Below are 25,857 nucleotides of genomic sequence, written 5' to 3' on the forward strand. Positions count from 1 at the left end.
GACGATCGAATTCAGAACAAACCAAAACCAAGACAGCGAGACAAAGAATGAACATCAACCGCCGCACCGTGCTGCGCACCGCCGCCGCAGCTTCCAGCCTCGCACTGCCCCTGCGCCACGCCTTCGCGCAGAAGAACGTCTTCAACTACAAGTACGCCAACAACCTGCCCGTCTCGCACCCGATGAACATCCGGGCCAAGGAAATGGCCGACGCCATTCGCGCGGAGACCAACGGGCAGGTCGACATCCAGATCTTCCCGAACAACCAGCTGGGCTCCGACACCGACGTGCTGAGCCAGTTGCGCGCGGGCGGCGTCGAGTTCTTCACGCTGTCGGGGCTCATTCTGTCGACGCTGGTGCCTTCGGCCTCCATCAGCGGCGTGGGCTTTGCGTTCGCCGACTACGCCAGCGTGTGGAAGGCGATGGACGGCGACCTGGGCAGCCACATTCGCACGCAGATCGCCAAGTCCAACATCGTGGCCATGGACAAGATCTGGGACAACGGCTTTCGACAGATCACGTCGTCGAACAAGGCGATTGCGACGCCGGCCGACCTGAAGGGCTTCAAGATCCGCGTGCCCGTGTCGCCGCTGTGGACCTCGATGTTCAAGGCGCTGGACGCCGCGCCCACGTCGATCAATTTTGCCGAGGTGTATTCGGCGCTGCAGACGAAGATCGTCGACGGGCAGGAGAACCCGCTCGCCATCATCTCCACCGCCAAGCTCTATGAAGTGCAGAAGTTCTGCTCGATGAGCAACCACATGTGGGACGGCTTCTGGTTCCTGGCCAACAAGCGCGCATGGGACAAGCTGCCGCCCGAACTGCAGGCCATCGTCGCGAAGCACATCAACGCCGCGGCCCTGAAGGAGCGCACCGACGTGGCCGAGCTCAACGGCAACCTGCAGAAGGAGCTCGCGGCCAAGGGCATGCAGGTCAACCAGCCCGACCCCGGCGCCTTTCGCGACCAGTTGCGCAAGGCCGGCTTCTACGCCGAGTGGAAGGCCAAGTACGGCGACGAAGCATGGGCGTTGCTGGAGCGCAGCGCGGGCAAGCTCGCATGAGCGCGCCGCGCCCGGCGGCGCGGCCGCCCGCGCGGCGCGCAGGCACCCCGACGGCGCAAGACGCGGCCGGCGCGCACGGCCACGGCGATGCGGCCAACGAGGCCAACCCGGCCTCGTTCACCTCGCGCACCGAGCGGCTGCTCGGCACGCTGGTGGACGGCGCGGCCGGCGCGCTGGTGCTGGCCGACGTGGGGGTGCTGCTGGCGGGCGTGGTTGCGCGCTTCGTGCTGCACAAGCCGCTGATCTGGTCGGACGAACTCGCGTCGATGCTCTTCATCTGGCTCGCCATGCTGGGCGCGGTGGTGGCGCTGCGGCGCGGCGAGCACATGCGCATGACCGCGGTGGTGTCGAAGCTGTCGCCGCCGCGGCGCCGCTTTGCCGAGGCGGTGTCGCTCTACGCGGCCCTGGCCTTCCTGGCGATGGTGGCGTGGCCTGCGTGGGAATACGCGTCGGAAGAGCGCTTCATCACCACACCGGCGCTGGACATCTCCAACGCGTGGCGCGCCGCCGCGCTGCCGGTGGGCGTGGTGTTGATGGCCGTGTTCGCGGCGCTGCGGCTGTTGCGCGACTTCGACTGGAAGACTTCGGTGCAGGCCCTGGCGATCGTCGTCGTGCTCATCGCGGCCTTCACGCTCGGCCGCGCGGCGTTCGAAGACCTGGGGCGGCTCAACCTGCTGGTGTTCTTCGTCGGCGTGGTGCTGGCCTGCGTGCTGTGCGGCATTCCGATCGCGTTCGCGTTCGGCCTGGGCACCTTCGGCTACCTGGCGCTGACCACCGACACCGCGCTGCCCGTGATCGTCGGGCGCATGGACGAAGGCATGTCGCACCTCATTTTGCTGGCGGTGCCGCTGTTCGTGTTCCTGGGCCTGCTCATCGAGATGACGGGCATGGCGAAGGCGATGGTCGCTTTCCTCGCGAGCCTGCTGGGGCATGTGCGGGGCGGGCTGTCCTACGTGCTGGTGGGCGCGATGTACCTGGTGTCGGGCATCTCGGGCTCGAAGGCGGCGGACATGGCCGCCATCGCGCCCGCGCTGTTCCCCGAAATGAAGAAGCGCGGTGCCGCCGAGGGCGAACTGGTGGCGCTGCTCGCGGCCACCGGCGCGCAGACCGAGACCGTGCCGCCCAGCCTGGTGCTCATCACCATCGGCTCGGTCACGGGCGTGTCGATCGCGGCGCTGTTCACGGGCGGGCTGCTGCCGGCCGTCGTGCTGGGCCTGATGCTGTGCGTGGTGGTGTACCTGCGCAACCGGCACGAAGACCTGAGCCAGGTCGCACGGCCCGCGATGCGGCAGGTGCTGAGGCTGGCGCTGGTGGCGCTGCCCGCGATGGCCTTGCCTTTCGTGATTCGCGCGGCCGTCGTCGAAGGCGTGGCCACGGCGACCGAGGTGTCGACCATCGGCATCGTCTACGCCGTCGTGGCCGGGCTCGTGGTGTACCGCCAGTTCGACTGGCGGCGGCTCGGCCCGATGCTGGTGGCCACCGCCTCGCTGTCGGGCGCGATCCTGCTGATCATCGGCACGGCCACCGCCATGGCGTGGGGGCTGACGCAGTCGGGCTTCTCGCGCTGGCTGGCCGAGGTCATGGGCAGCCTGCCGGGCGGTGCGCCGATGTTCCTGGCCGTGTCGCTGGTCACCTTCGTGGTGCTGGGCTCGGTGCTCGAGGGCATACCGGCCATCGTGCTGTTCGGGCCGCTGCTGTTTCCAATTGCTCGGCAGCTGGGCATCCACGAAGTGCACTACGCCATGGTCGTCGTGCTGTCGATGGGGCTGGGCCTGTTCGCGCCGCCGCTGGGCGTGGGTTACTACGCGGCATGCGCCATCGGCCGCGTGCGGCCCGACGAAGGCATCGGGCCCATCGCCGGCTACATGCTGGCCTTGCTGGTCGGCACCATCGCCGTGGCGGCCATTCCGTGGCTGTCCATCGGGTTCCTCTGACATTCACAGCGTTCAGCACCCCAAGGAGAAAAAGCATGGAGACAAAGACAAGCATCGCCCGCAAGACCGTGGCCGTGGACGGCGACGTCAGGCTGAGCTACCTGGAGGCCGGCACCGGGCCGACCCTGGTGCTGATACCGGGCTGGTCGCAAACGGCCGAGCAGTACAGGCACCAGCTCGAAGGCCTGGCGGGCCGGCACCGCGTGATCGCCTTCGACCTTCGCGGCCATGGTGACTCCGACAAGCCCGGGCGCGGCTACCGCATTGCGCGCCTTGCCACCGACCTGCAGAACGCGCTCGTCGCGCTCGACCTGACGGACGTCACCATCGTCGGCCACTCCATGGGATGTTCGGTGCTGTGGTGCCACTTCGACCTGTTCGGCGCGGGGCGCATCGCCCGCTACGTGTTCTGCGACCAGGCGACATGCCTCACGCGCAATCCCGAGTGGACCGAACAGCAGGCCGCCGACTACGGCCCCATCTTCACGGCCGACAGCGTGACCGAGACCGCCAATGCACTGCGCGGCCCGGGCGGGGTGGAGGCCACGGTCGGCTTCCTGCGCTCCATGGTCACGGCCGACATGCCCGCCGAGGACTTCCAGTGGATCGTCGACATGAACATGAAGATGCCGCGCGCCGCGGCGGCCGACCTGCTCTACAACCACTGCCACCAGGACTGGCGCGAAGTGCTGCCGCGCATCGACCGGCCGACGCTTTTCGTCGGCGGCAAGGGCAGCCTGGTGCCGCACAGCTGCATGCGGTGGGAGGCGACCCAGGTGCCCGGCGCCAGGGTCGAGATCTTCGATGACGGGGAGGCAGGCTCGCACTTCATGTTCATCGAGAACGCGCGGAAGTTCAATGCGTTGCTGGCAGGGTTCGCGGGTTGAGGCCGAAGGCCGCAGGCGTGCGGCGTGCGGTGGGTACTTGTTCAGAGCGATGGAACGAAGCGCGAAATCAAAATCGTAGCCAAGTCCAAGTCTCGCGTAGATGCGTCCCCTGCAAGCGGCACAGCCATGGCTAGAGTCGTTGCATGACTTCAGCCACCGACACCCTCTACGCCATTGCACCCGCCCCGGTCCACTCGCTGCCCATCCAGGGCGAGCGCGCGCGCTTCCCGGTCAACCGCATCTTCTGCGTGGGCCGCAACTACTCCGAACACGCCCGCGAAATGGGCCACAACCCCGATCGCGAGCCGCCGTTCTTCTTCATGAAGCCGGCCAGCGCCATCGTGGCCGACGGCGGCGAGTTCGCCTACCCCACGCTGTCGAACGACGTGCACCATGAAATCGAACTCGTGGTGGCGCTGAAGACCGGCGGTTCGAACATCGCCGCATCGGCCGCGCTCGACCATGTCTACGGCTACGCCGTGGGCCTGGACATGACCCGGCGCGACCTGCAGGGCGAGGCCAAGAAAATGGGCCGCCCCTGGGACACCGGCAAGGCCTTCGACGGTTCCGCGCCTTGCGGCGAACTGGTGCCCGTGGCCAAGGCCGGCCATCCGGCAAAGGGCGAAATCCGCCTCGAAGTGAACGGCGCCCAGCGCCAGGTCGGCGACCTGGCCGGCATGATCTGGAACGTGCCCGACACCATCGCCTACCTGTCGACCCTGTTCACGCTGCAGCCCGGCGACCTGATCTTCACGGGCACCCCCGCGGGCGTGGCGGCCATTCAGCGCGGCGACCGCATGCGCGGCACGGTGGCGGGCGTCGGCGCGCTGGAGGTCGTGGTCGTCTGACCTCTCTCCGTGAGGTTCGTGCATCGGACCTGTAGGGCCGCAAGTTGGCGTACCCTCGCGGGCTGCAGCCTGCCGGACCCAGTGACACGCCAGCCCCGATGCGCCCCTCTTCCTCCACGTCCGTTCGCACCTACGGCATGCACGAGCGTGCCGACCACCTCGACTTCGACATCCGCTTCCAGGGTGCGCGCAACGAGCTCACGCTGCCGCACCGGCATGCGTACTTCCAGATCCAGGTCGGCATCGAGGGCCGCTCGCAGCAGGCCATCGGCGGCGAGGTGCGCCCCTTCGGGCCGCGCCACCTGAGCTTCGTGCTGCCGTACCGGGTGCACGTGATTCCGCACCCGCCCGAGGCGCTGTACTGCATCGTCAACTTCGACCAGCGCTTTCTGTGGCCCGAGCTCGAGGTCGATGCGCTCGACCTCGACGACGTGTCGCTCGCGCGGCATCCCGACCTCGCACCCTTCCTGTTCCAGGAGTACGTCGACTTCGCCTTCGACGAGGCCGACTTCGCGCGCATTCGCGGCTGGCTCGACGAGCTGCATGCGCTGAACACCGGCCGCAACTTCGGCGCCAAGATCGCGATGCGCGGCATCGTGCAGCAGATCATCGGCCTGGCCTGCATGCGCCAGGAGCAGGCGCTGATGCGGCTCGCCCTGCAGCACAACGGCAAGACCTCGCAGCGCGACGCGTTGCAGCGCGTGGTGCGCTATGTGCGCGACAACCTCGACAAGCCGCTGTCGCTGACCGACGCGGCCGCGGCCGCGTTCCTGTCGCCCAACTACCTGGCCAACCTGCTGCGCAAGGAAACCGACCGCACCTTCACCGACCTGGTGACCGAGCGGCGCATCGAGCGCGCGAAGGAGCTGCTGTCGTCCACCTCGCTGCTGGTGCGCGAGATTGCGCACCAGTGCGGGTTCACGGACGAGGCCTACTTCAACCGGCGGTTCCGGCAATGGGTGGGCAGCACGCCGCGCAGTTTCCGGCGCGACCATGTGGCGAGCGCGCGCGGTTAGCGTTTGGTGGTCGACGGTCAGCTGCGCCCGGCTGCGCGCGCCAGCTGCGACAGGCGCTTGACCAGCGGCTCGAACAGCTCCGCCGACGTGTTGCCATAGCCCAGCACCAGCCCGTTGTCGGTGGCCAGCGGCTGCATCGCGAACCCTGACAGCGCAGAGGGCGCGATGCGATGGCGCAGCGCTTCGGCAGCGATCTTTCGGTCGTCGAACTGCGCGGGCAGCCGCACGGTCAGGTGCAGCCCGCAGTAGCCGCCCTCTATCTCGTGCGGCACCTCCAGGTGCGTTTGCAGCGCCAGCCGCAGCGCCTGCTGCCGGTCGCGGTACAGGCGGCGCATGCGGCCCAGGTGGCGGCTGAACTGCCCGCTCTCGATGAAGTCGGCCATGGCGAGCTGCTCGTGGCGGTGGCCGCCGCGCAGCATCTCTTCGAGCGGCACGCGCACGCTGGGCACCAGCCGTTCGGGCAGCACCAGGAAGCCCAGCCGCAGCGACGGGAACATCGTCTTGCTGAAGGTGCCGACGTAGAGCACGGGCGCATCGGCCACCAGCCCCTGCATCGCGCCGATGGGCTCGCCGGTGTGGCGGAACTCGCTGTCGTAGTCGTCCTCGATGATCCACGCGCCGTGCGCGCGTGCCTGCGCGATCAGGTCGAGCCGGCGCGCGATGCTCAACACCGAACCGGCCGGGTACTGGTGCGACGGCGTGGTGTACACGAGCCGGGGCGCCTGTTTGCGCCAGTCTTGCGCGCTCGCGCACAGGCCTTCGGCGTCGACCCGCACCGGCACCACGCGCATGTCGCCCGCATGCATGGCGGCCTTCACGCCGCGGTAGCCCGGGTCTTCGACCCAGCCGGTGTCGCCGGGGTTCGACAGCAGCCGCACGCACAGCGTGATGGCCTCCTGCGCGCCTTCGGCAATGACGACCTGGTGCGGCTCGCAGCGCACGCCGCGTGCCACCGACAGGTGCCGCGCGATGGCCGCGCGCAGCGCCGGCTCGCCCAGCGGATCGCCGTAGCCCAGCGCGGTCGCGCCGGCGTTGCGCAGGGCGCGGTCGAGCGCGCGGCGCCAGGCGGCCAAGGGAAAGTGCGACAGCGCGGGCACGCCGGGGCGCAGCGCCGCTTCCATGTCGGCACGCGATGCGCTCGGCTGGAGCTTTGCGAGGCGCAGCGCCGTGGCGGGAACGCCGGCCGGCATGCCGGCGCGTCTGGGGAGCGGGGACGAGAGCGCGGTCACGCGCGTGCCCTGGCGGTCGGGTTGCACATAGCCTTCGGCGGCCAGGTGCTCGTAGGTCGCGGTGACGGTGTTGCGCGAGATGGCGAGCGCTTCGGCCAGCGCGCGCGAGCCGGGCAGGCGGCTGCCGGGTGCCAGGCTGCCGTCGAGGATGGCGCGCTTGAGTCGCTCGTGCAGCTGGCGCTGCATCGAGCCGGCGTCGCGGTCTTTCAGCAAGGAGGATTCGAGCAGCGCTGTGGCGGAAAGACGAGGGGAGGGGGCAGGGCGTGGCACCATGAAATCGATCATTCGTGGCGCTTTCGTTGGAGCCACGTTGTGGGTACTTTACGTGCTCCGGCCCTGCCGTTTCCATTTTTTCCTGAAAGACACCCGCATGCCAGCCCGCCACAACGAATTCGGCCAGTCCATCGGTCCCGACGTGCCCGATTGGACGCCGCGCGCCCTGCCGCCGCGCCAGAGCGTCGAGGGCCGCTTCTGCACGCTGGAGCCGCTCGATGCGGCCAGGCACGCCGACGACCTGCATGCCGCCTATGCGCAGGCGCCCGACGGCCGCGACTGGACCTACCTGGGCGTCGAGCGGCCCGCCGACCTGGAGAGCACCCGGGCCTACGCGCGGCGCGCCGCGCAGAGCGCCGACCCGATGCATTTCGCCGTCGTCGACAAGCAGAGCGGCCGTGCGGTCGGCACGCTGGCGCTGATGCGCATCGACGCGACCCATGGGGTGATCGAAGTGGGCAGCGTCAATTTCTCGCCTCTGCTGAAGCAGACGCCCGTGTCCACCGAGGCGCAATACCTGCTGATGAAGCTGTCGTTCGACACACTGGGCTACCGCCGCTACGAATGGAAGTGCGACAACTTCAACGAGCCCTCCAAGCGCGCTGCACTTCGATTGGGCTTCCAGTACGAGGGACGGTTCCGGCAGGCGGTGGTCTACAAGGGGCGCACGCGCGACACGGCCTGGTTCTCGATCGTCGCGGGCGAGTGGCCCGCCTTGCGCACCGCCTTCGAGCGCTGGCTCGCGCCCGAGAACTTCGATGCGCAAGGCCGCCAGCGCATGTCGCTGGACAAGTTCCGCCTGCCGTCCTGAGCCGGCTGCATTGCAAAAAAGGCAAGGGTGGCGCTGGAAATCGGCAATTGTTCAAAAGCGCGGGCTTGCCTAGACTGCCGCTGAACCGTCACAAACTGGACCGCCCCATGTCTTCACAGCCCCGAACCTCGCGCGGCCCGCTCGCGCTGCTCCCCCTGGCCCTGCTGGCGGCTGCCTGCATGGCCGGCACGGCCGGCGCGGGCGAACTCTCCGCGGCCGATGCCGAGCGCCACGCGCAGGCCACCTACCGCGAGTACTTCGAACTGCTGTCGCTGCCCAACGACGCCATATCGCCGGAGGACATCCGCAAGAACGTCGAGTGGCTGGAGCAGGCCTTCCGCAAGCGCGGCTTCACCACGCAGCAACTGCCCAACGACGGCAAGCCGATGCTCTACGCCGAGTACCCGGGCAGCGACCCCGCGCGCAAGACGGTGCTGTTCTACATGCACCTGGACGGCCAGCCGGTCATTCCCGCGCAGTGGGCGCAGAAGAGCCCGTGGACGCCGGTGCTCAAGCGCAAGGCGGCGAACGGCGACTGGGAGGAGATCGATTCGGCCCCGCTCTTCAGCGGCCCGCTCGACCCCGAATGGCGCGTGTTCGGCCGTGCGTCCGCCGACGACAAGGCGCCGATCATGATGATGCTCGCCGCCATCGACGCCTTGAAGGCCGGCGGCGCTCAGCCGGCGGTCAACGTCAAGGTGATCCTCGACAGCGAGGAAGAGAAGGGCTCGCCTTCCATCGGCAAGGTGATGCAGGCGCACCGCGACCTGCTGCGCTGCGACGCCATCGTGATCCACGACGGCCCCATGCACGCCACCAACCGGCCCACGCTGGTGTTCGGCAACCGCGGCGCGGCCAAGGCCCAGCTCACGGTGTACGGCGCCAAGGTGCCGCTGCACAGCGGGCACTACGGCAACTACGCGCCCAACCCGGCGCAGCGCCTGGCCAACCTGCTGGCCTCGATGAAGAACGACGACGGCCGCGTGACGGTGGCCGGCTACTACGACCACGTGAAGATCGCCGAGGCCGACCGCAGGATCATGGCCGCGGTGCCCGACGACGAGGCCGCGCTCAAGCGCCGGCTGGGCATTGCCCGCACCGACAAGGTCGGCGCCAACTACCAGGAAGCGATGCAGTACCCCTCGCTGAACGTGCGCGGCATGGCCGCTGCGGCGGTGGGCGACAAGGTGGCCAACATCGTGCCCGACAAGGCCGTGGCCGAGATGGACCTGCGCACCACGCCCGACTCCGACCCGGCCTACCTCGGCCAGCTGATCCGCAAGCACATCGAGCGCCAGGGCTACCACCTGGTCAAGGGCGAGCCGACGGACGAGGAGCGCGCCCGCCACGACAAGCTCGCGAGCTTCTCCTACCAGAGCGAGGGCGGCGACGCGGCGGGCTCGCAGATCAACTCGCCCGTCGGGCAATGGGCCTACAGGGCGCTGAGCGAGACCTTCGGCGCCAAGCCCGAGCCGGTGCGCATCCGGATGATGGGCGGCACGGTGCCCACCGCCGAGATCGTGCGCGTGCTGCCGGTGCCCTTCGCGATCATTCCGCTGGTGAACGCCGACAACAACCAGCACGCGGCCAACGAGAACCTGCGCATGGGCAACTACGTGAGCGGCGTGCGCACCGTGTACGGGCTGGTGACGCAGGCGTTCTGATGCCGTCTGGCGGAGTGCCTTGGCCGAAGTCCTTCGGGCGAGTGCTTCAACCGGCCTTGCCGGGCTTCTGCGCCTGCTCGCACTCGACCTGGATCAGCTCGCGCTCTTCCAGCGTCGCGCCGATGCGCACCGCGCTCAGGCAGCCGCCCCACACGCAGCCTGTGTCGGTCGAGAGCAGGTCGGGCCGCGAGAGCCAGCCCAGCGTCGACCAGTGGCCGAAGGCAACCGTGGCCTTGAGCGTCTTGCGCCCCGGCACGTCGAACCAGGGCATAAAGCCTTCGGGCGCGGTGGCGGCGCTGTCCTTGGCCTCGAACTCCATCAGGCCGTCGGCCGTGCAGAAGCGCAGCCGCGTCAGCGCATTGACGATGGCCCGCAGCCGGGCGCTGCCCGTGAGGCTGTCCTGCCACTGCGCGGGCTCGTTGCCGTACATCGTCATCAAAAATTCGCCCAGCGCCGGGCCGCGCAGCACCGATTCGACCTCCGACGCCAGCACCAGCGTGTCGCTCACGGTCCACTGCGGCAGCACGCCCGCATGCACCATCAGCAGGTCGCCGGTGCCGATGCGCATGTGCAGCGCCATGTGCTGCTGGCGCACCCAGTCGAGCAGCGCCTCGCTGTCGGGCGCGGCCAGCAGTTCGGCCAGCGTGTCCTTGCGCCCGGCCTTGCGCGCGCCGTGCGCCACGCCCAGCAGGTGCAGGTCGTGGTTGCCCAGCAGGCTCAGCGCGGCGGCGCCGTAGCCCTGCACGCGGCGCAGCACCGCGAGCGAATCGGGGCCCCGGTTCACCAGGTCGCCCAGCAGCACGAAGGTGTCGCGGCTGGGGGAGAAATCGATCTTTTGCAGCAGCCGCCCGAGGGGGGCGTCGCAGCCCTGCAGGTCGCCAATCAAGTAAAGTGACATTCCTTCATTCTCTCCCTCAGTTCATGGATGTTCTCCTCCTGGCCTTGTTGACCACGCTCAACGCGTTGTTCGCAATGTCCGAAATGGCCCTTTCCACCAGCCGGCGCGCACGTCTCGCAGCCTTGGCCGAAATGGGAGACACCGGCGCGGTGGCCGCGCTGAAACTGATGGAGTCGCCCACGCAATTCCTCTCGACGGTGCAGATCGGCATCACCTCCATCGGCATGCTGAGCGGCATCGTCGGCGAGGCCGCCTTCGCCGCGCCGCTGGCCGTGTGGATGGAAAGCGTGGGCATGGGCGCCGGCACCGCCAGCGTGGCGTCCACCGCCTGCGTGGTCACCTGCATCACCTTCTTCACCATCATCTTCGGCGAGCTGGTGCCCAAGCGCATTGGCCAGCTCTACCCCGAGCCGGTGGCGCGCTGGGTGTCGCGCCCCATGCGCGGGCTGGCCAAGGCCGCCAAGCCCTTCGTGTGGCTGCTCGCGGGCGCCACGGCCACCATGCTGAAGCTGCTGCGCATCGACGCCAACGCGGCGCGCCACGTCACGGAAGAAGAAATCTCGGCCAGCCTGGAAGAAGGCGTGGACGCCGGCGTCATCGAACACCACGAGCACCAGATGGTGCGCAACGTGTTCCACCTGGACGACAGGCGCCTGTCGTCGCTGATGATCCCGCGCGCCGACATCGAATGGCTGGACGCCTCGTTCACCGTGTCGCAGGCGCTGCAGAAGGTGGCCGACGCGGCCGCGCTCAACCTCGTGCATTCCTGGTACCCGGTGTGCCGCAACTCGCTCGACGACGTGGTCGGCGTCATCAGCGTGGCGCACCTGCTGCGCCTGGGTTCCGCGCGCCCCGGCGCGCTGGGCCCGGAAGCCTTGCCCGCGGTGTTCGTGCCCGAAACCCTGACCGGCATGGAACTGCTGGAGCAGTTTCGCGAGCGCGCCGGCCGGCTGGTGTTCGTGGTCGACGAATACGGCGTGGTGCAAGGCCTGATGACCCCGCGCGACCTGCTCGAAGCCATCACCGGCGAGCTGCAGCCCGGCATGCAGACCGACGCCTGGGCTCGCGAGCGGCCCGACGGCGTGTGGGAGCTCGACGGCCTCATGCCCGTGTCGGAGCTGCGCGCGCGCCTGGGCATTCGCGAGCTGCCCGAGGAAGAGCGCGGGCGCTACAACACCGTGGCCGGCCTGCTGATGTCGGTGTCGGGCCATCTGCCGGAAGTGGGCGAGCTGATCGACTGCGCCGGCTGGTGCTTCGAGATCGTCGAGCTCGAAGGCCGCCGCATCGACCGTGTGCGGGCATCGCCCGACCCGGCGGCGCCCAGGGACGCGTAGGGCGCGGCCGGATGCTGTCGCTGCTCGCACTCAGCTGCCCCCAATGTTCCGCGCCGCTGCCGCGTGCGGCACGTTGGCGCACGGTCGACTGCAGCTACTGCGGCGCCACCATCGTGCGCGGCACGGAAACCGTCGAGCGCGAGAGCTTTCGCGCCGCGCTGCGCCGCGCCAACGCCGACGTGCCGGGCGGACGCATCCTGACCTGGCGCGGCGCGCGCTACCGTGTGCTCGCGCCGCTGGCCACCGGCGAACACAGCGAGGTGCTGCTGGCCGAACGGCTGGGCGCACTGCCCGAGCGCGTCACGCTCAAACTCGCGCGGGATTCGGCCGCCGGAAAGGTGCTGCTGCGAGAGGCCACCGTGCTGCGGGCCCTGCAAGACCTGTCGGTGCCCGGCGCGGCCTACTTCACACGCCGCTTGCCGCAGCCGCTGGGCACGGGCCTCGCCGAAGGCCTGGGTGATGGCGCCCGCCAGGCGCTGGTGCTGCGTCACCCGACCGGTTTCTGGGGCAGCCTGCAGGACGTGCAGCAAGCCCAAGCCCAAGGTGCCCAAGGCATCGACCCGCGCCACGCGGTGTGGCTCTGGCGCCGCGTGCTCGAGGTACTGGCCTTCGTGCATGGCGCCGGCTGGACGCACCGCGACCTGTCGCCCGCGCATGCGCTGGTGCATCCGCGCGACCACGGCGTGCTGCTCATCGGCTGGTCGCGCGCGCAGCACGCCACCGGCCCGGCCCATACCGCCGCCGTCGCGCGCGACCTGATGCAGGCGGCCTGGACCGTGCGCGCCGTGCTGCATGGCGTGCTAGACGCAGGCTTGGGCGAGCCCGGCGTCGGCATCCACACCCCCGCGCCGCTCGCGGCCTTGCTGCGCCAGTGCAGCGAAGACGCGGCCACCTGCGAACGCCTGGGCGCGCAAGGCATCGAGCAAGCGCTTTCCGCCGCGTCGCGCGAAGCCTTCGGCCCATCGCGGTTCGTGCCTTTCGATCCCGCGCCGCGCGCCGGCAACTGAACAACAGCTACCAAGGAGGTCATTCATGGGCTACGGAAACTACTCGCACGCCGCACACACGGCGCTGATTGCCGACCGCGCCGCCAAGCCAGGCGCTGAGGTCTTCACGCAACGCGCCACGCACGCGCTGATGAATCCGCACGGGCTCAAGGTGCGCGAGTCGCGCGACAACGCCGACCACCCCAACTCGCTGGGCATCGTGTTCGCGCTCGACGTCACCGGCTCCATGGGAGACATTCCGCAGACCCTGGCGCGCCGCGAGCTGCCCAATTTCATGAAGCTGCTGACCGACTGCGGCGTGCCCGACCCGCAGCTCATGTTCATGGCCATCGGCGACGCCACCTCCGACGGCGCGCCGCTGCAGGTCGGCCAGTTCGAGTCGACAGCCAACCTCATGGACCAGTGGCTCACATGGAGCTACCTCGAGGGCGGCGGTGGCGGCAGCGGCGAAGAAAGCTACGAGCTGGCCTTTTATGTCATGGCGCAGCACACCGACATGGACTGCTGGGTCAAGCGCAAGAAGCGCGGCTACCTGTTCGTGACCGGCGACGAGCTGCCGTACCCCGCCGTCTCGCGCCACCAGATCGAGGGCCTCATCGGCGAGAAGCTCGACGAGGACATTCCGATCGAAGAGGTCATCGCTGCCGCGGCCGAGACCACGAATTTGTTCTTCCTGATTCCCGACGCCCAGCGCCGCCGCCGCTGTGAGCCGCGCTGGCGCGAGCTGCTGGGCGATCACGTCATCTGCATGGACTCGCCCGACGACGCCTGCGCCGTGGCGGCCGGCATCGTCGCCCTCACCGAGAAGGCCGTGCCCAGCCTCGAGGCGCTGGCCGGCGTGATGAGCGGCACCGGCATGGCCAAGGAACGCGTGGGTGGCGTGCTGCACGCGCTGGACGCCTACGCCGCGCTGCTCGACCCCAGCGCTTCGCGCCGCGCACCGCCGGCCGTGGCCGCGGCGGCCGCCGGCCCGCGCTCGTCGTGGTGGAAGCGCCTGTTCGGCTGATGGCCGGGTGACCGCCACCACCGCAGGGGCCACGCGCTACGTCTCGTTGCTGGGCCTGGGCTTTGGCGACTGCGGCAAGGGGCTCTTCGCCGACCACCTGTGCGGCGCGTTGCAAGCCCACACCGTGGTGCGCTTCAACGGCGGCGCGCAGGCCGGGCACAACGTGGTGCTGGCCGACGGGCGGCACCACACCTTCTCGCAGTTCGGCGCCGGCAGCTTTCATGCGGGCGTGGGCACGGTGCTGGCGAGCCCGGTGGTGGTGCACCCCACTGCGCTGCGGGTCGAAGAGGCTGCATTGCGCGCAGTGGGCGTGCAAGACGCCTTCTCGCGCCTGCTGATCGACGCGCGCTGCCGCGTGACCACGCCGTTCCACCAGGCCGCGGGCCGGCTGCGTGAATGGTCCCGGGGGGAGGGCGCGCACGGCAGCTGCGGCGTGGGCGTCGGCGAGACCGTGCGGCACGCGATCGGCTCGCCAGACGACGCGCTGCACTACGGCGACTTGCTTCGCCCCGCTCGCGCGCTAGAAAAACTGCAGGCCTTGCGCACGGCTCTGCTGCGTGAGCTTGCCACTGCAGTCCCTTTGCATGCCGATGCCGCGCAAGAGCTCGCCATGCTGCACGACAACTCGCTCGCTCAGCGCTGGCTCGACGCCGTGGCGCCCTGCCTGGCGCAGGCGCCGCCCGCCGCTGCGGACCGCATCGCCGAGCGCCTCGCGCGTCCGGGCGCCGTGGTGTTCGAAGGCGCGCAAGGTGTGCTGCTCGACGAGTGGCGCGGTTTTCATCCGCACACGACGTGGAGCACGGTGTCGACCGGCGCGGTCGAGGCGGTGCTGCGCGATGTGGGCATCGGCGCGCGCGTGCAGCACCTGGGCGTGCTGCGCAGCTACCTCACGCGGCATGGCGCCGGACCGCTGCCCACGCACGATCCTGCGCTGGACGCACGGCTGGCCGAGCCGCACAACGCCAACGAAGGCTGGCAGGGCGCGTTCCGGCGGGGGCATCCCGATGCGGTGCTGCTGCGCTATGCGCTGGAGGCAGTGGGGGCGGTCGATGGGCTGGTGGTGAGCCATCTCGATGCGGTAGAGGGCACGGGCTTGCGCTGGTGCTCAGGGTATCGTAGTGCGGATGGCCTGCGCGTGGACACATTGCGTTGCAGCGATGTGCCCGATCTCGCTCACCAGCAAGGGCTGACGCAACAGCTGCGCACGGCGCAACCCCTGTACGAGCCCGGCGCCATCGCCACGCCGCAGGCATGGATCGAACGTGTCGAAGCCCTCAGCGGCCTTGCAGTGCGTTACGGGGGCTTCGGGCCGACGCGCGATACGGTGCGCGTGCTGCGGACATTCGCGCGTTTTTGAAAGTTTTTTGTGTCCTACAACATTCCCTTGATCGCCGGGGCCGTGCTCAGTGCCATTGCGGCGCTGCTGCACCTCTGCATCATCGTTGGCGGGCCTGCCTGGTACAGGTTCTTCGGGGCTGGGGAACGCATGGCCGCAGGCGCGGCTGCGGGGCACTTGTATCCGCCGGTCGTCACGCTGCTGATCGCGTGCGTGCTGGGCGTCTGGTCGGCGTATGCGCTTTCGGGGGCCGGGGTGCTGCAGCCGCTGCCATTGCTGGTGTTCGTGCTGCCTGCGATCACGGCGGTGTACCTGCTGCGGGGGCTCGTGGCGCTGGGGCTGTTCGTCTTCGACCGGCGACGGCTCAATGCTTTCTGGGTCTGGAGTTCGGTGGTTTGCCTGGTGTTCGGAGTCGTCCACCTGGTGGGGCTGATTCAGGTGTGGGACGGACTTTGAGCGCTTGTGCCTGAGGCATTCAAACAGCCAGCAGCGGTGACGAAAAACAGAGTAGAGGAGCACGACATGAAGAAATTCGCGGTTTCGGACGTGGAGGTGGGAAAGCCCTACGAGACGCTGGACGCGCAGACCGGGATTCGGAACCTGCTGTCCAAGCCCATGGAGGCCATGCACTGCGCGACCGCTCGACTGGTCTCGTGCGATACGCAGCATGCTTTCGTGAAGGCGGCGCACGACGCCTTCTACGATCACCATCCATTACTCATCCGGCCGGACGACATCTGGTTCTGCATTGCCCAGGGCTTTGCAATCCACGTGGGGCAGAACGCCGAGGCCCTCAGATCCCGCTTCGTTTCGCACCAAGGCAAGCAAACACTCGTCGTCGAAAGAGCAGATTTCGTTCTCGGCCAACCGAATCCGTGGCCTGAAGTTTTCGATGCCTTCTCGGTGCAGATCGGCGATCAGGTGGGCGAGATGAAGGACATCGTCAGTGCGCGGTTCTCGACCACCACGCTCGCCGAAGCAGCGGCTTTCGACGTTTGCCTGATGGACTCCTTCAAGGGCTACTTCGACTACGAGCTGCGGTTCGGGTGCGGCATTCCGGAGATCCGATTGCTTGGAACGCCGCAAGACTGGGCCTCGATGATCCCGCGCCTGAAGCGCCTTGCCGCTTACGGGCTGGAAACCTGGGGCGAGACACTTTGCGCGGTCATCGAAAAGATGGAGCGCGCGGCCGCGGGAGAGGTCGATGCCGATTTCTGGCGCTCGTTCTTTCGGGACGAAAGCGGCTCCGGTCCGGCGGAATTGACCGGCTGGATCGTCACGCTGTTTCCTTATCTGATCGTCAATTGGCAAACCGGAGAACTCGGCCCCAACGAGTACCTGGGCAGCTGGAAGGCGCGTTTCGACGCGGCGAACGCGCGAACCAGCGGACTGCGCATGGACGTTGCCGCGCAAGGCCCTGGCATCGGCGCGGTGCCGCAGGCGCTGGCCAGCGCGCCCGTGAGATGCGTCGACATGCGAACCGGCCTGGAGCAAGAGTTGCGGCTCGTGGCGGGCATGTTCGGGGTTGCCCAAGACAGCGCCACCGGTGCACTGTCTCCCGCGTTCGGGTGGGCCGTGGTGTACGACATGCCGCTATTGAATGCCGTGCCCGTGCGGGTCGTCGACGAAGTCACAGGGACGCCTGTCGAACCGCAGTAGCGCGGCCGGTCCATGTACCGGGCGGCAACGCGTCGCTATCGGTCAGGTCCCCAAGCTCGCCTTCACACGCTTGCGACATGGCGTTACATTTGTGTCCCAGGAGGCACGACATGACCGGGTTTTGGCGCAGAAGCGAGGCTAAGTCGCAGACGGAACAACCTGCAAAGGCGCAACCGCTTGCAGATGGAGGCGCACAACTCGCACCGCAGGCGCATTGGTCGGCCCAGGTGTTCGACGACATCGAATGGCGCCGCTTCGAGGCGCTCTGCGAAGCGCTGTTTGCACAGGCTGGCGTTCGCACGGAAAGCCAGTCGCACGGTGCCGATGGCGGCATCGACATCTGGCTTTACTCAGCCAACAGCCCCAAGCCGATGATTGTTCAGTGCAAGCACTGGAAGCGCAGCCCCGTCAGGGTGCAGCACGTGCGCGAGTTCTTCGGCGTGCTCAAGTCGCATGACCTGCAGTACGGCACTTTCGCTACGAGTTGCACATTCACTGCCGACGCACTGGAATTCGCGAAGACCAACGGCATCAACGCCCAAGACCGCCACGGATTGCTGCAGTTGATTTCCAGGCGTACGTCCGAGCAGCAGAAGGCGCTCCTGGCAGTCGCCTACGAAGGCGACTACTGGCGCCCGACGTGCGTCAAGTGCGGCGTGAAGATGGTGGAGCGGCAGCCGAAGGAGGGCGGCACGCCGTTCTGGGGCTGCACCAACTTTGCGAAGCTGCGTTGCATGAACAAGATGAAGATGGCGGCCGCTTAGCCGCTCGCCATCGGTCCAAACATTGTTCTATGCGTCGTTCATGAACGTCACCACGCATACCCGTTGACTGGCATGTCAGCCGGCGTCCATTTGCTGGTCGATCTGGAGAATGTCCAACCGTCTCCGCAAGAGGTGGAGGCCTGGCTTGGCGAAACTGGCAAGGCATGGGTTTTCTACGGCCCGCACCAGCACAAGAAGAAGGCGGGCTTCGAGGCCGGCAGCCCACGCTCCACGCTCGTTCCGATCTCGCGCACAGGCGCGAACTCGTTGGACTTTCATCTGATCTTTTATCTGGGCTACCTGGCGGCCAGGTATCCCAAGTACCGCTTTGTCGTTCTCGCCAAGGACACCGGCTACGACCCTCCAATCGCACACGCACGAACATTGGCGTTTTCCGTCAAGCGACTGCAGTCGTTGTCCCCTGCAGTGCAACCGTCGGGCGCACCGAAAAAATCTGCTGCGTCGCAGACCGAAAAGAAGGGACCGGCTGCACCCCCGAAGAAAAAAGCGGTCGCGTCTTCCAAGGTATCAGGCGCGCAAAAGACCAAGGGCGGCGCAATGCCCAAGGTGCAGGTCGCGCAACAAGTCGCTGCCAAGAAGGCGCGTGCCCCGAAGTTGCCGATTGCGGTCTACCGCGACCTCTTGACGGATCTGCGGGGGCCGCACCGGCCCGGCAGTCTTGCGGCACTGCAACGCCACATCCAGACAAAGTTCGGGCCGACTGCCATGCCGGAAAAAGTGCAGATGCTTGTGGAGCGGCTGCTGACGACCGATGTGATCCATGTCGCAGGCAGCAAACTGGTCTATGGGCCCCCACACGTGTGGAAGCCAAGTGGAAGCGGCTGTCAGTGACAGAGGCACGCCGCCAGCCTCAACCCTTGCGAAACATCACTTGACCCTGCGCCGCCCGCGCCCGCAACTGCCCGCACCCGCCCTCCACATCCTGCCCCGCCGAATTGCGCAGCTTCGTCAGGATGCCCCGCTCATGCAGCGTGCGGGCCATCTGCTCGCAGCGCTCCCACGACGGGCGGTTGAACGCCACGCCGTCCACCGCGTTGAAGGGAATCAGGTTCAGCACGCCGTATTTGCCCGACAGCAGCCGCACGATGCCGTCGAGCTCTTCAGGCCCGTCGTTCACGCCTGCCAGCAGCGTCCACTGGTATTGAATCGGGTAGCCGGTGGCGCGCGCATAGCGCTCGCCGGCTGCCACCAGTTCCTCGGGCGTCATGTTCGGCGCGCGGGGCAGGAGTTCCTTGCGCAGATCGGCATTCGTCGTGTGCAGCGAAAGTGCCAGCGCGGGCCGCACGCGCGCCTGCAGCAGCCTGTCGAACACCCGCGGGTCGCCCACGGTGGAGAACACCAGGTTCTTGTGGCCGACGTTGCCCACCGTGCCGAGCAGGTCGATCGCCTCGATCACGTTGTCCAGGTTGTGGGCCGGCTCGCCCATGCCCATGAACACGACCTTGCGCACGGGACGTCGCATGCGCGCGAGGGCGACCTGGGCGATGATTTCGGCGCTGCCCACCTGGCGCAGCAGGCCGTCCCGGCCCGTCATGCAGAACTGGCATCCGACCGCGCAGCCCACCTGCGACGACACGCACAGGCCGTCCCGGGGCAGCAGCACGCTTTCCACGGTCTGGCCGTCCGCCAAGGCGACGAGCAGCCGCTCGGAACCGTCGGCGCCGGGGTGCACGGCATGAATGCGCGCCAGCCCGGCAAGCTCGGCTTCGATGGCCGGCAGTGCCTCCATCAGCGACGACGGGAAAAAGCTCGCCGGCAGGCGACGGCCGCTGTCGCGGGGCAGCGCGTGCGACCACAGCCGCAAGATCCGCTGCTCGTGGCTGGGGCCTGCGCCGGCGTCGCGCAGGCGTCGTTTCAGTTCGTGGATTCGCATGGGGTGAGGCTCGGGAAGCCGCCGATTGTGCCCGTCTGCCACGGTGCGCGCCGCGCCGAAGCCGCCGCAGTGCCCCATTCATGGGAGGTCAGAAGCACTCGTTGATGCAAGACTCGCTCCCCCGGTTTCAAGGTAGCGCGCATGCCCAGTCTCTCCCTTTACATCACTCGGCGGTTTCCCATCAAGTTGCAGGCGGACATGGTGCGCCACGAGGTCAGTTTCCTTCCCGATGGGTCGAAGCGCGCCATGACTCCGGACCTGACCCTCGACGAATGCCGCCAGATCGTCGACGAGAACGTGCTGACGCCAGCCGCGGGCAATCACCGCCACGTTCGGTTCGTCGGTTTCGAGCAGGCACGGGTCGACGAGCTCGGTGCCTGCTTCGACACCGCGCTGGCGATGCTCACCGAAGCCCGGCGGCATGTGGGCCTTCATACCTGGCGGGGCAAGACGCCCTACGAATCCGTCTTCGGCGCGCATGCATGGCACGGCAGCAGTGCCACGCGCAAGGCCGGACTTGCGCTGGGCAACGCGAATGCCGAATCGGGGTTCGCCTCGCGCGCGAGCTACGTGCGCAGCAAGATCGACCAGATGGCGACTGACATGAGCGATGCGCGCTGGCTGGTCTGCAAAAGCAACGATGCCGACGACGTCGCGGCGTTGAAGGGTGGCGTGGGCGGCTACCTGATGGAGATCGGCGCGGGGTTTCCGCTCGGGCCGGCCGGCCACTACCACGCCGGCGCGCTGATTCACGAGGTGGGTCACAACCAGGGGCTCGCCGACGTCTGCGACCAATGCCAGCATCACAGACAGTTGCTCGAGAGCGCCCACTTCATGCCGCACGCGGATGCCAACATTCCGCAATGCACGGGCAACAAGCCCCATGGGCACATGGCGGAGTTGGGCAGGGGGCACTTCATCGGTGCGAAACAAGTCAAGCGCCTTGCGGAGAATCACAAGAACGCCACTGTCTACAACACGGACTCGTACCGCTGGTACTGCTACGCCTTCTGCAAGAGCGAGGTGGACGCCGGCATCGCTGAGCACAAGCGCCTGTTGCCGCCCAAATGAGGCCGCGCCGGCCGCCGCTCACCACGCCGCGCCGTTCCCCTGCAGCGCCCGCTTCGCCAGCAGGAAGGTCGCCGCGTTCCAGCTCTGCCCCGCCATGCCCATCGGCGCCAGCGTGCGCCCATGGAACCACTCCGTGAAGCGCCAGCCGTCCAGTGCGTTCGCCCGCGCCAGCCGCTCGAGCTCGGTCCATCCCTGTTCGTGCAGCCCCAGCCGCGCCAGCGCCATCACCCAGAACCCACCCACGAACGGCCAGATTCCGCCGTTGTGGTACTGATGCACGATGTTCTGCTGATGCCGCCCCATGTACGCGCGCCACAGTTCATGCTGCTGAGACAGCGGGTGCAGCACCACGCGCACCGGGTAGGGGTCGCACGCACGCGCCGCGTTCACGGTCTGCACGATGCGGTGTGCCATCTCGGTATCGGCCAGGCCGCTTTGTATGGCCAGCACGTTGCCGAACACGTCCCCTTCGTCGCCGACGACCGCGAGGTTGACGAAGCTCAGGTACAGCCCGGGGTCGCGCCGGCCGCGCCGCGCATAGTGCCGCAGCAGCCGCGCCCGGTGGTACTCGGGCAGGTCGCGCTGGAACGGGTTGAACAGGTGGTTGAAATGGTGCTGCGTGGCCTCGGCCTGGTCGAGCGCGAAGCGGCGCTTGACGTCGTACCAGAGCGCGTTGGTGTACAGCACGTAGCCCGAGCGCGGCATGATGTCGGCCCAGTCGCTGGCCTCGTTCTGCTGCAGCAGCCGAAAGTGCTGGTGCTCCTGCGCATGCAGCCATTGAATGGCGCGCGCCACCTCTTCATGCCAGTGCGACGCGCCCACGCTGCCGTGCCGGCGCACATGGTCCACGGCAATGAGCCACCACAAGGTGGCGTCGATGCAGCCCAGGTACCAGAAGTCGGCGTCCTGTCCTTCGGGGTCGACGTACTTCGGAATCTGCCCGTTGGCAGCCTGCTGCGCCGCGAGCGCGTCGAGGCTGGCCACCGCGCCTTGCTCCAGCGCGCGAACGCCGCTGCCGCACATGGCCATCACGCAGATGGCGGCGTCGCGCCCGAAGATGCGCGTGTAGCGCCTTGCCACGGCGGCCTCGGTGCGGCTGGCGGCCAGGATGCCGTGCGGTGTCAGGTTGCTTTCCAGCAGGTCGAGCGAGGCCTGGGTGCAGGTGTCGATGAGTGCGAGCGTGGAGGGGGCGGAGTTGGTCATGGGTCGTCTGTCGTCGCGCACCGGTGTGCCGGCTCGGAAAATTCCCTGCGGTGCATCGGGTGTCCGATTGTCGGACCCCGCGACGCGCACGGCATGCACCCGGTGCTGTCCGAACGCATCCCGAACGTACCCCGAGCGCAACGATTGACGCGACGGCCTGGCGCCGTCAGGCTCGCGTCATGCGCGCGGCCCGATCATCCCTTCGCTGGCGCGCGCGCCCACCGAGACGGGAGCAGGAAAAAATGACGACAGCTTGCTGGGCCGATGCATCGCGGCGCGATCGGCAGGGCGCTTTTCGTGCCCACGCGTCGGGCCGCCCGCTGCTCGCGGCGTTGATGCTGGTTCTTTCGTTGTTGATGACTGCGTGCGCCAGCCTGCCGCCGCAGGTGCCGACGCAGCCCGTCGGCGCCATCACCGATTTCCAGACCACGCCTTTGGGCACCCTCACGCAGAGGGTGCTTCCGCCGGACAGCCGCTCGGGCTTTCGCCTGCTGCCTTACGGCCCCACTTCTTTCGCCACCCGCATGGAACTGGCCCGGCTCGCCACGCGCAGCCTCGATGTGCAGTACTACCTGCTGGCCGGCGACAACACCGGCCGCGCCCTGATGGGCGCGCTGCGCGACGCGGCGCAGCGCGGCGTGCGCGTTCGCCTGCTGGTCGACGACCTCTACACCACTGGCGAGGACGACCTGCTGCTCGCGCTCGCCAGCTACCCGAACGTGCAGGTGCGCCTGTTCAATCCGTTCCCGGCCGGGCGAGGCAGCGACGTCACGCGCTTCGTCAGCTCGGGCTTCGACTTCGCCCGCGTCAACCGGCGCATGCACAACAAGCTCTTCGTGGCCGACAACGCCGCCGCCGTGGCGGGCGGGCGCAACATGGCCGACGAGTACGTGATGAATGCGGCGGGCAGCAATTTCGTCGACATGGACGTGTTCGCGGCCGGACCGGTGGTGCGCGACCTGTCGAGCGAGTTCGACCACTACTGGAACAGCGAGGTCGTCTACCCCGTGGGGCGCATCGCCGGCACCTCGCTCACGCAGGCGCAGTTGCGGCAGAAGTTCGACACGCGGGTCGCCGACGCCAGACCGCCGCAGGCGCCGCGCATTCCGGCGAACGGCAAGATCCACGACCCGCAGCCCGGCGAACCCGTCGAGCTGCCGCTGGACCTCGTGCCCATGATGAACCTGCCCTTCGAGCTGGCCGACCGCGCGCTCGGGCCGCTGCTGTGGGCCGACGCACGGGTGCTGTTCGATCCGCTCAGCAAGACGCTGGGCCTGAACGAGCGCGAGAACTCGCTCAAGGGCACCGTCACGGAAGGCGTGATCCGCTGGTTTCGCACGGCGCGCAGCAGCATCAAGATGGTGTCGCCGTACTTCGTGCCGTCGGACGCCTCGGTGGCCAGCCTGGCCGGCGCGCAGGCCGAGGGCGTGAGCGTCGAGCTGATCACCAATTCCCTGGCATCCACCGACGAACCTTGGGTGTACGTGGGCTACTGGCCGCACATCCACGAGCTGCTCAAGGCCGGCGTGGGCATCTACGAACTGAGCCCCACCTTGAGCGTGAAGCGCGGCAAGCTCGGCATCTTCGGCCACCGCACGGGCGCGCTGCACATGAAGACCGGCATCGTCGACCGCAAGCAGGTGTTTCTCGGCTCGATGAATCTCGACCCCCGCTCGGCGCGGCTGAACACCGAGCTGGGCCTGATCATCGACAGTGCCGAGATGGCCCGGCAGCTGGACAGCTTCTCGGACGCGGGCAGCTCCTACCGCCTGCGGCTGGACGCCAGCGGCAAGAACGTCGAATGGGTCGAGCAGGACAACGACGGCACGGAAACGGCCTACGACGTGCCGCCCGAGACCACGGCGTGGCAGCGCTTCAAGCTGCGGCTGGTGGCGCCGTTCATTCCAGTGGACGAGCTGTAGCGCCCACGGACCGCGTTCACACGTTGCTGGTCGCGCGCACTTCCTCGATGCTGGTGTGCCCGGCCAGCACTTTCTCGATGCCGTCCTGGCGCAAGGTGCGCATGCCCTCCTGCAGCGCGGCCACCTGCAGCTCTTCCGCGCGGGCACCTGTCTGCACCATGCGGCGCAGGGTCTTGGACATCACCATCAGCTCATGGATGCCCACGCGCCCCTTGAAGCCCGTGTTGCCGCAGTGCTTGCAGCCGGCGCTGGTGTGGCTGTGCAGCTTGCCGTCGTGGCCCAGGCGCTGCAACCAGTCGTCGTGCACGGCCTTGCGCCGCGCGGGCGCGTCGTCCTGCGAGCCGAAGGCGTGCATGTAGTCGTCCAGCAAGACCTCGACCGCTTCGGCGCTGGCGGGCTTGCTGGTCGTGCATCGCGTGCACAGGCGGCGCACCAGGCGCTGGGCCAGCACCGCGAGCAGCGAATCGGCGAAGTTGAACGGGTCCATGCCCATGTCCAGCAGCCGCGTGACGGTTTCCGGCGCGCTGTTGGTGTGCAGGGTCGACAGCACCAGGTGGCCGGTGAGCGACGCCTCGATGGCGGTGCGGGCGGTTTCGCCGTCGCGGATTTCCCCGACCATGATCACGTCGGGGTCCGCGCGCACGAACGCACGCAGCGCCTTGGCAAAGGTCCAGTCGATGCGCGGGTTGATCTGCACCTGCCGCAGGCCGGTCTGGGTGATTTCGACCGGGTCTTCCGCCGTCCAGATCTTTCGCTCGGGCGTGTTGATCTGCATCAGCGCCGAGTGCAGCGTGGTGGTCTTGCCCGAGCCCGTGGGGCCCACGCACAGCACCATGCCGTAGGGGCGCTCGACCGCCTTCGTGAGCTGCGCAAGGTTGTTCGGTGACAGGCCCAGCTGGGCCATGGGAATGGGCTTGGCCGAGGCCAGGATGCGCATCACCACGTCTTCAAGGCCGTTGTTGGTGGGAATGGTCGCCACGCGCAGCTCGATGCGGTGCTGCGGCGAGTACTTCGCAAAGTTGATCTTGCCGTCCTGCGGCATGCGCTTTTCGCTGATGTCCAGGTCGCACATGATCTTGATGCGCGCGACGACGGCCGCGCGGTAGCTCGGTGGCAGCTCCAGGTAGGTGTAGAGCAGGCCGTCGCGGCGAAACCGGATGCGGGTCTTTTCCTGTCCGGGGTAGCTTTCGATGTGGATGTCGGAGGCGCCCTCGCGGTGCGCCTCCAGGATCATGCTGTTGATCATGCGCACCAGCGAGTTGTCCGACTGCTCGATGGGCGCGTCGGTGGTGGGCGCCGCAGGGCCTTCCCGCTCCAGCGTCTGCAGCAGCTCGGTGGTGCCGGCCATGTCGAACTCCAGCGGCCGCATGGGGTCGAGGTTGGACGCAAAGGCGCCGGCACCGCCGAGTGCGGTGTCGCCGATCTTCTCATAGGCCACGTGGAGCACGGCGTCGAGGTCCAGGCACTGGCCGATGACGGGAATCACCTTCGCCTGCGCGATGAACTCCACCTCTTCGAGCGCCGAGTGCCGGCTGATCGGGTCGTCGATGGCCACGATGAGACGGCCTTCGTGCAGCATCAGCGGCATGACCTGCAGGCGCCGCGCCACACCGTGGCCCACCTTGCGCAGCGCCTCGGCAGCGGCCGGAAACAGCTGCAGGTTCACCAGCGGGTAGCCCATCTTGCGCACCAGCGCGGTCTGCAACTGGCCCTGGGTGACGATGCCCATGCGCACCAGCGTCTCGCCCAGCGGTATTTGCGGCGCGCGTTGCTGCTGCGCAAGGCCTTCGCGCAGCTGGTCCTGGCTGACCATGCCCAGGGATGTCAGCGCTTCGCCGATCCGGGCAATCGGCATGCGGCTCTGGGCCGCGATGGCGCTCAAAAGCTGTTCGGGCAGGACGACTTCGATGGGGGACATGGGCTCTTCTCCTGTCTTGATGGCGTGGGCGTGGCGCACCGAACTGCGGCGCGCCGATGGTGCATCGTAGGGCGAGGCGGGAGAACCCGCCATCCGTGCAGCGCTTGAGTACCCAAGTTCTC

At 68.1% G+C, this 25,857-nt stretch carries 22 protein-coding genes; 17 read left to right on the forward strand and 5 right to left on the reverse strand.

Annotation, left to right across the window (positions count from 1 at the left end; translation table 11 throughout):
* The first annotated feature begins 47 nt into the window (after positions 1-47).
* The 5 genes from ACSFA5_RS01055 to ACSFA5_RS01075 all read left to right on the forward strand — a co-directional run bounded on the left by ACSFA5_RS01055 (position 48) and on the right by ACSFA5_RS01075 (position 5,746).
* Positions 48-1,061 carry a TRAP transporter substrate-binding protein gene (locus ACSFA5_RS01055; RefSeq protein ID WP_435442150.1) on the forward strand — a complete coding sequence of 338 codons (1,014 nt, stop codon included), beginning with the start codon at positions 48-50 and terminating at the stop codon, positions 1,059-1,061.
* Positions 1,058-2,995 (forward strand): TRAP transporter large permease, encoded by a 1,938-nt coding sequence (locus ACSFA5_RS01060; protein ID WP_435442151.1) that lies wholly within the window; start codon positions 1,058-1,060, stop codon positions 2,993-2,995. The genes ACSFA5_RS01055 and ACSFA5_RS01060 overlap by 4 nt, the downstream gene beginning before the upstream one ends.
* Before the next feature lie 35 nt (positions 2,996-3,030).
* Positions 3,031-3,882: an alpha/beta fold hydrolase gene (locus ACSFA5_RS01065; RefSeq protein ID WP_435442152.1), complete on the forward strand. Its 852-nt coding sequence runs from the start codon at positions 3,031-3,033 to the stop codon at positions 3,880-3,882.
* A gap of 143 nt (positions 3,883-4,025) precedes the next feature.
* Positions 4,026-4,730 (forward strand): fumarylacetoacetate hydrolase family protein, encoded by a 705-nt coding sequence (locus ACSFA5_RS01070; protein ID WP_435442153.1) that lies wholly within the window; start codon positions 4,026-4,028, stop codon positions 4,728-4,730.
* 98 nt (positions 4,731-4,828) lie between these two features.
* Complete coding sequence (locus tag ACSFA5_RS01075) at positions 4,829-5,746, forward strand: helix-turn-helix transcriptional regulator (protein WP_435442154.1); 918 nt, start codon at positions 4,829-4,831, stop codon at positions 5,744-5,746.
* A gap of 17 nt (positions 5,747-5,763) precedes the next feature.
* Here the strand turns inward: ACSFA5_RS01075 and pdxR are convergent, their stop codons facing one another.
* Complete coding sequence (pdxR, locus tag ACSFA5_RS01080; RefSeq protein WP_435442972.1) at positions 5,764-7,248, reverse strand: MocR-like pyridoxine biosynthesis transcription factor PdxR; 1,485 nt, start codon at positions 7,246-7,248, stop codon at positions 5,764-5,766.
* A 97-nt stretch (positions 7,249-7,345) separates the two neighbouring features.
* On the opposite strand from pdxR, the gene ACSFA5_RS01085 reads away from it, so the two are divergent.
* Both ACSFA5_RS01085 and ACSFA5_RS01090 read left to right on the forward strand, forming a co-directional pair.
* Entirely contained in the window at positions 7,346-8,059 is a 714-nt protein-coding gene (locus tag ACSFA5_RS01085) for a GNAT family N-acetyltransferase (RefSeq protein WP_435442155.1), read from the forward strand.
* A gap of 179 nt (positions 8,060-8,238) precedes the next feature.
* Positions 8,239-9,723, forward strand: coding sequence for a M20/M25/M40 family metallo-hydrolase (locus ACSFA5_RS01090; RefSeq protein WP_435442973.1), 1,485 nt, complete (start codon positions 8,239-8,241; stop codon positions 9,721-9,723).
* 46 nt (positions 9,724-9,769) lie between these two features.
* Here the strand turns inward: ACSFA5_RS01090 and ACSFA5_RS01095 are convergent, their stop codons facing one another.
* On the reverse strand, positions 9,770-10,621 hold the full coding sequence (locus ACSFA5_RS01095) for a symmetrical bis(5'-nucleosyl)-tetraphosphatase (RefSeq protein WP_435442156.1): 852 nt from the start codon (positions 10,619-10,621) through the stop codon (positions 9,770-9,772).
* A 23-nt stretch (positions 10,622-10,644) separates the two neighbouring features.
* Here ACSFA5_RS01095 and ACSFA5_RS01100 point away from each other — a divergent pair, with 23 nt between their 5' ends.
* From ACSFA5_RS01100 to ACSFA5_RS01135, 8 genes are all read left to right on the forward strand, one after another.
* Entirely contained in the window at positions 10,645-11,955 is a 1,311-nt protein-coding gene (locus ACSFA5_RS01100) for a hemolysin family protein (RefSeq protein ID WP_435442157.1), read from the forward strand.
* An 11-nt stretch (positions 11,956-11,966) separates the two neighbouring features.
* Positions 11,967-12,962, forward strand: a complete 996-nt coding sequence (locus ACSFA5_RS01105) for a lipopolysaccharide kinase InaA family protein (RefSeq protein WP_435442158.1) — start codon at positions 11,967-11,969, stop codon at positions 12,960-12,962.
* Between the two features lie 25 nt (positions 12,963-12,987).
* Positions 12,988-13,968 carry a VWA domain-containing protein gene (locus tag ACSFA5_RS01110; RefSeq protein WP_435442159.1) on the forward strand — a complete coding sequence of 327 codons (981 nt, stop codon included), beginning with the start codon at positions 12,988-12,990 and terminating at the stop codon, positions 13,966-13,968.
* A 7-nt stretch (positions 13,969-13,975) separates the two neighbouring features.
* Positions 13,976-15,325 (forward strand): adenylosuccinate synthetase, encoded by a 1,350-nt coding sequence (locus ACSFA5_RS01115; RefSeq protein WP_435442160.1) that lies wholly within the window; start codon positions 13,976-13,978, stop codon positions 15,323-15,325.
* A gap of 9 nt (positions 15,326-15,334) precedes the next feature.
* Positions 15,335-15,760, forward strand: coding sequence for a hypothetical protein (locus ACSFA5_RS01120; protein ID WP_435442161.1), 426 nt, complete (start codon positions 15,335-15,337; stop codon positions 15,758-15,760).
* A gap of 66 nt (positions 15,761-15,826) precedes the next feature.
* On the forward strand, positions 15,827-16,963 hold the full coding sequence (locus ACSFA5_RS01125) for a DUF4419 domain-containing protein (protein ID WP_435442162.1): 1,137 nt from the start codon (positions 15,827-15,829) through the stop codon (positions 16,961-16,963).
* Between the two features lie 110 nt (positions 16,964-17,073).
* Positions 17,074-17,727, forward strand: a complete 654-nt coding sequence (locus ACSFA5_RS01130) for a restriction endonuclease (RefSeq protein ID WP_435442163.1) — start codon at positions 17,074-17,076, stop codon at positions 17,725-17,727.
* Positions 17,728-17,799: 72 nt separating this feature from the next.
* Positions 17,800-18,579, forward strand: coding sequence for a PIN domain-containing protein (locus ACSFA5_RS01135; RefSeq protein ID WP_435442164.1), 780 nt, complete (start codon positions 17,800-17,802; stop codon positions 18,577-18,579).
* Positions 18,580-18,598: 19 nt separating this feature from the next.
* Here the strand turns inward: ACSFA5_RS01135 and ACSFA5_RS01140 are convergent, their stop codons facing one another.
* Positions 18,599-19,621 carry an RNA methyltransferase gene (locus ACSFA5_RS01140; protein WP_435442165.1) on the reverse strand — a complete coding sequence of 341 codons (1,023 nt, stop codon included), beginning with the start codon at positions 19,619-19,621 and terminating at the stop codon, positions 18,599-18,601.
* A gap of 141 nt (positions 19,622-19,762) precedes the next feature.
* Here ACSFA5_RS01140 and ACSFA5_RS01145 point away from each other — a divergent pair, with 141 nt between their 5' ends.
* The gene (locus tag ACSFA5_RS01145) at positions 19,763-20,692 is read left to right on the forward strand and encodes a hypothetical protein (protein WP_435442166.1); all 930 of its coding nucleotides are present in this window, start codon (positions 19,763-19,765) and stop codon (positions 20,690-20,692) included.
* A gap of 18 nt (positions 20,693-20,710) precedes the next feature.
* On the opposite strand, the gene ACSFA5_RS01150 is transcribed toward ACSFA5_RS01145, so the two are convergent.
* A complete protein-coding gene (locus tag ACSFA5_RS01150) occupies positions 20,711-21,895 on the reverse strand; it encodes an amylo-alpha-1,6-glucosidase (RefSeq protein WP_435442167.1) in 1,185 nt (394 codons plus the stop codon).
* A 242-nt stretch (positions 21,896-22,137) separates the two neighbouring features.
* On the opposite strand from ACSFA5_RS01150, the gene ACSFA5_RS01155 reads away from it, so the two are divergent.
* Positions 22,138-23,817 (forward strand): phospholipase D family protein, encoded by a 1,680-nt coding sequence (locus ACSFA5_RS01155; RefSeq protein WP_435442168.1) that lies wholly within the window; start codon positions 22,138-22,140, stop codon positions 23,815-23,817.
* Positions 23,818-23,833: 16 nt separating this feature from the next.
* On the opposite strand, the gene ACSFA5_RS01160 is transcribed toward ACSFA5_RS01155, so the two are convergent.
* The gene (locus tag ACSFA5_RS01160; RefSeq protein ID WP_435442169.1) at positions 23,834-25,735 is read right to left on the reverse strand and encodes a GspE/PulE family protein; all 1,902 of its coding nucleotides are present in this window, start codon (positions 25,733-25,735) and stop codon (positions 23,834-23,836) included.
* Between the last annotated feature and the right edge of the window lie 122 nt (positions 25,736-25,857).

This window comes from Variovorax monticola, from assembly GCF_051216855.1.
In the GTDB taxonomy this organism is placed as follows: domain Bacteria; phylum Pseudomonadota; class Gammaproteobacteria; order Burkholderiales; family Burkholderiaceae_C; genus Variovorax.

What these genes read in the sequence shown, in the direction of transcription:
- ACSFA5_RS01085 (WP_435442155.1), top strand. Translation starts at nt 7,346, where the DNA reads ATGCCAGCCCGCCACAACGAATTCGGCCAGTCCATCGGTCCCGACGTG.
- ACSFA5_RS01130 (WP_435442163.1), top strand. Translation starts at nt 17,074, where the DNA reads ATGACCGGGTTTTGGCGCAGAAGCGAGGCTAAGTCGCAGACGGAACAA.
- ACSFA5_RS01055 (WP_435442150.1), top strand. Translation starts at nt 48, where the DNA reads ATGAACATCAACCGCCGCACCGTGCTGCGCACCGCCGCCGCAGCTTCC.
- ACSFA5_RS01145 (WP_435442166.1), top strand. Translation starts at nt 19,763, where the DNA reads ATGCCCAGTCTCTCCCTTTACATCACTCGGCGGTTTCCCATCAAGTTG.
- ACSFA5_RS01100 (WP_435442157.1), top strand. Translation starts at nt 10,645, where the DNA reads ATGGATGTTCTCCTCCTGGCCTTGTTGACCACGCTCAACGCGTTGTTC.
- ACSFA5_RS01125 (WP_435442162.1), top strand. Translation starts at nt 15,827, where the DNA reads ATGAAGAAATTCGCGGTTTCGGACGTGGAGGTGGGAAAGCCCTACGAG.
- ACSFA5_RS01090 (WP_435442973.1), top strand. Translation starts at nt 8,239, where the DNA reads ATGGCCGGCACGGCCGGCGCGGGCGAACTCTCCGCGGCCGATGCCGAG.
- ACSFA5_RS01155 (WP_435442168.1), top strand. Translation starts at nt 22,138, where the DNA reads ATGACGACAGCTTGCTGGGCCGATGCATCGCGGCGCGATCGGCAGGGC.
- ACSFA5_RS01075 (WP_435442154.1), top strand. Translation starts at nt 4,829, where the DNA reads ATGCGCCCCTCTTCCTCCACGTCCGTTCGCACCTACGGCATGCACGAG.
- ACSFA5_RS01110 (WP_435442159.1), top strand. Translation starts at nt 12,988, where the DNA reads ATGGGCTACGGAAACTACTCGCACGCCGCACACACGGCGCTGATTGCC.
- ACSFA5_RS01065 (WP_435442152.1), top strand. Translation starts at nt 3,031, where the DNA reads ATGGAGACAAAGACAAGCATCGCCCGCAAGACCGTGGCCGTGGACGGC.
- ACSFA5_RS01150 (WP_435442167.1), bottom strand. Translation starts at nt 21,895, where the DNA reads ATGACCAACTCCGCCCCCTCCACGCTCGCACTCATCGACACCTGCACC.
- ACSFA5_RS01135 (WP_435442164.1), top strand. Translation starts at nt 17,800, where the DNA reads ATGTCAGCCGGCGTCCATTTGCTGGTCGATCTGGAGAATGTCCAACCG.
- ACSFA5_RS01095 (WP_435442156.1), bottom strand. Translation starts at nt 10,621, where the DNA reads ATGTCACTTTACTTGATTGGCGACCTGCAGGGCTGCGACGCCCCCCTC.
- ACSFA5_RS01070 (WP_435442153.1), top strand. Translation starts at nt 4,026, where the DNA reads ATGACTTCAGCCACCGACACCCTCTACGCCATTGCACCCGCCCCGGTC.
- ACSFA5_RS01105 (WP_435442158.1), top strand. Translation starts at nt 11,967, where the DNA reads ATGCTGTCGCTGCTCGCACTCAGCTGCCCCCAATGTTCCGCGCCGCTG.
- ACSFA5_RS01160 (WP_435442169.1), bottom strand. Translation starts at nt 25,735, where the DNA reads ATGTCCCCCATCGAAGTCGTCCTGCCCGAACAGCTTTTGAGCGCCATC.
- ACSFA5_RS01060 (WP_435442151.1), top strand. Translation starts at nt 1,058, where the DNA reads ATGAGCGCGCCGCGCCCGGCGGCGCGGCCGCCCGCGCGGCGCGCAGGC.
- pdxR (WP_435442972.1), bottom strand. Translation starts at nt 7,248, where the DNA reads ATGGTGCCACGCCCTGCCCCCTCCCCTCGTCTTTCCGCCACAGCGCTG.
- ACSFA5_RS01140 (WP_435442165.1), bottom strand. Translation starts at nt 19,621, where the DNA reads ATGCGAATCCACGAACTGAAACGACGCCTGCGCGACGCCGGCGCAGGC.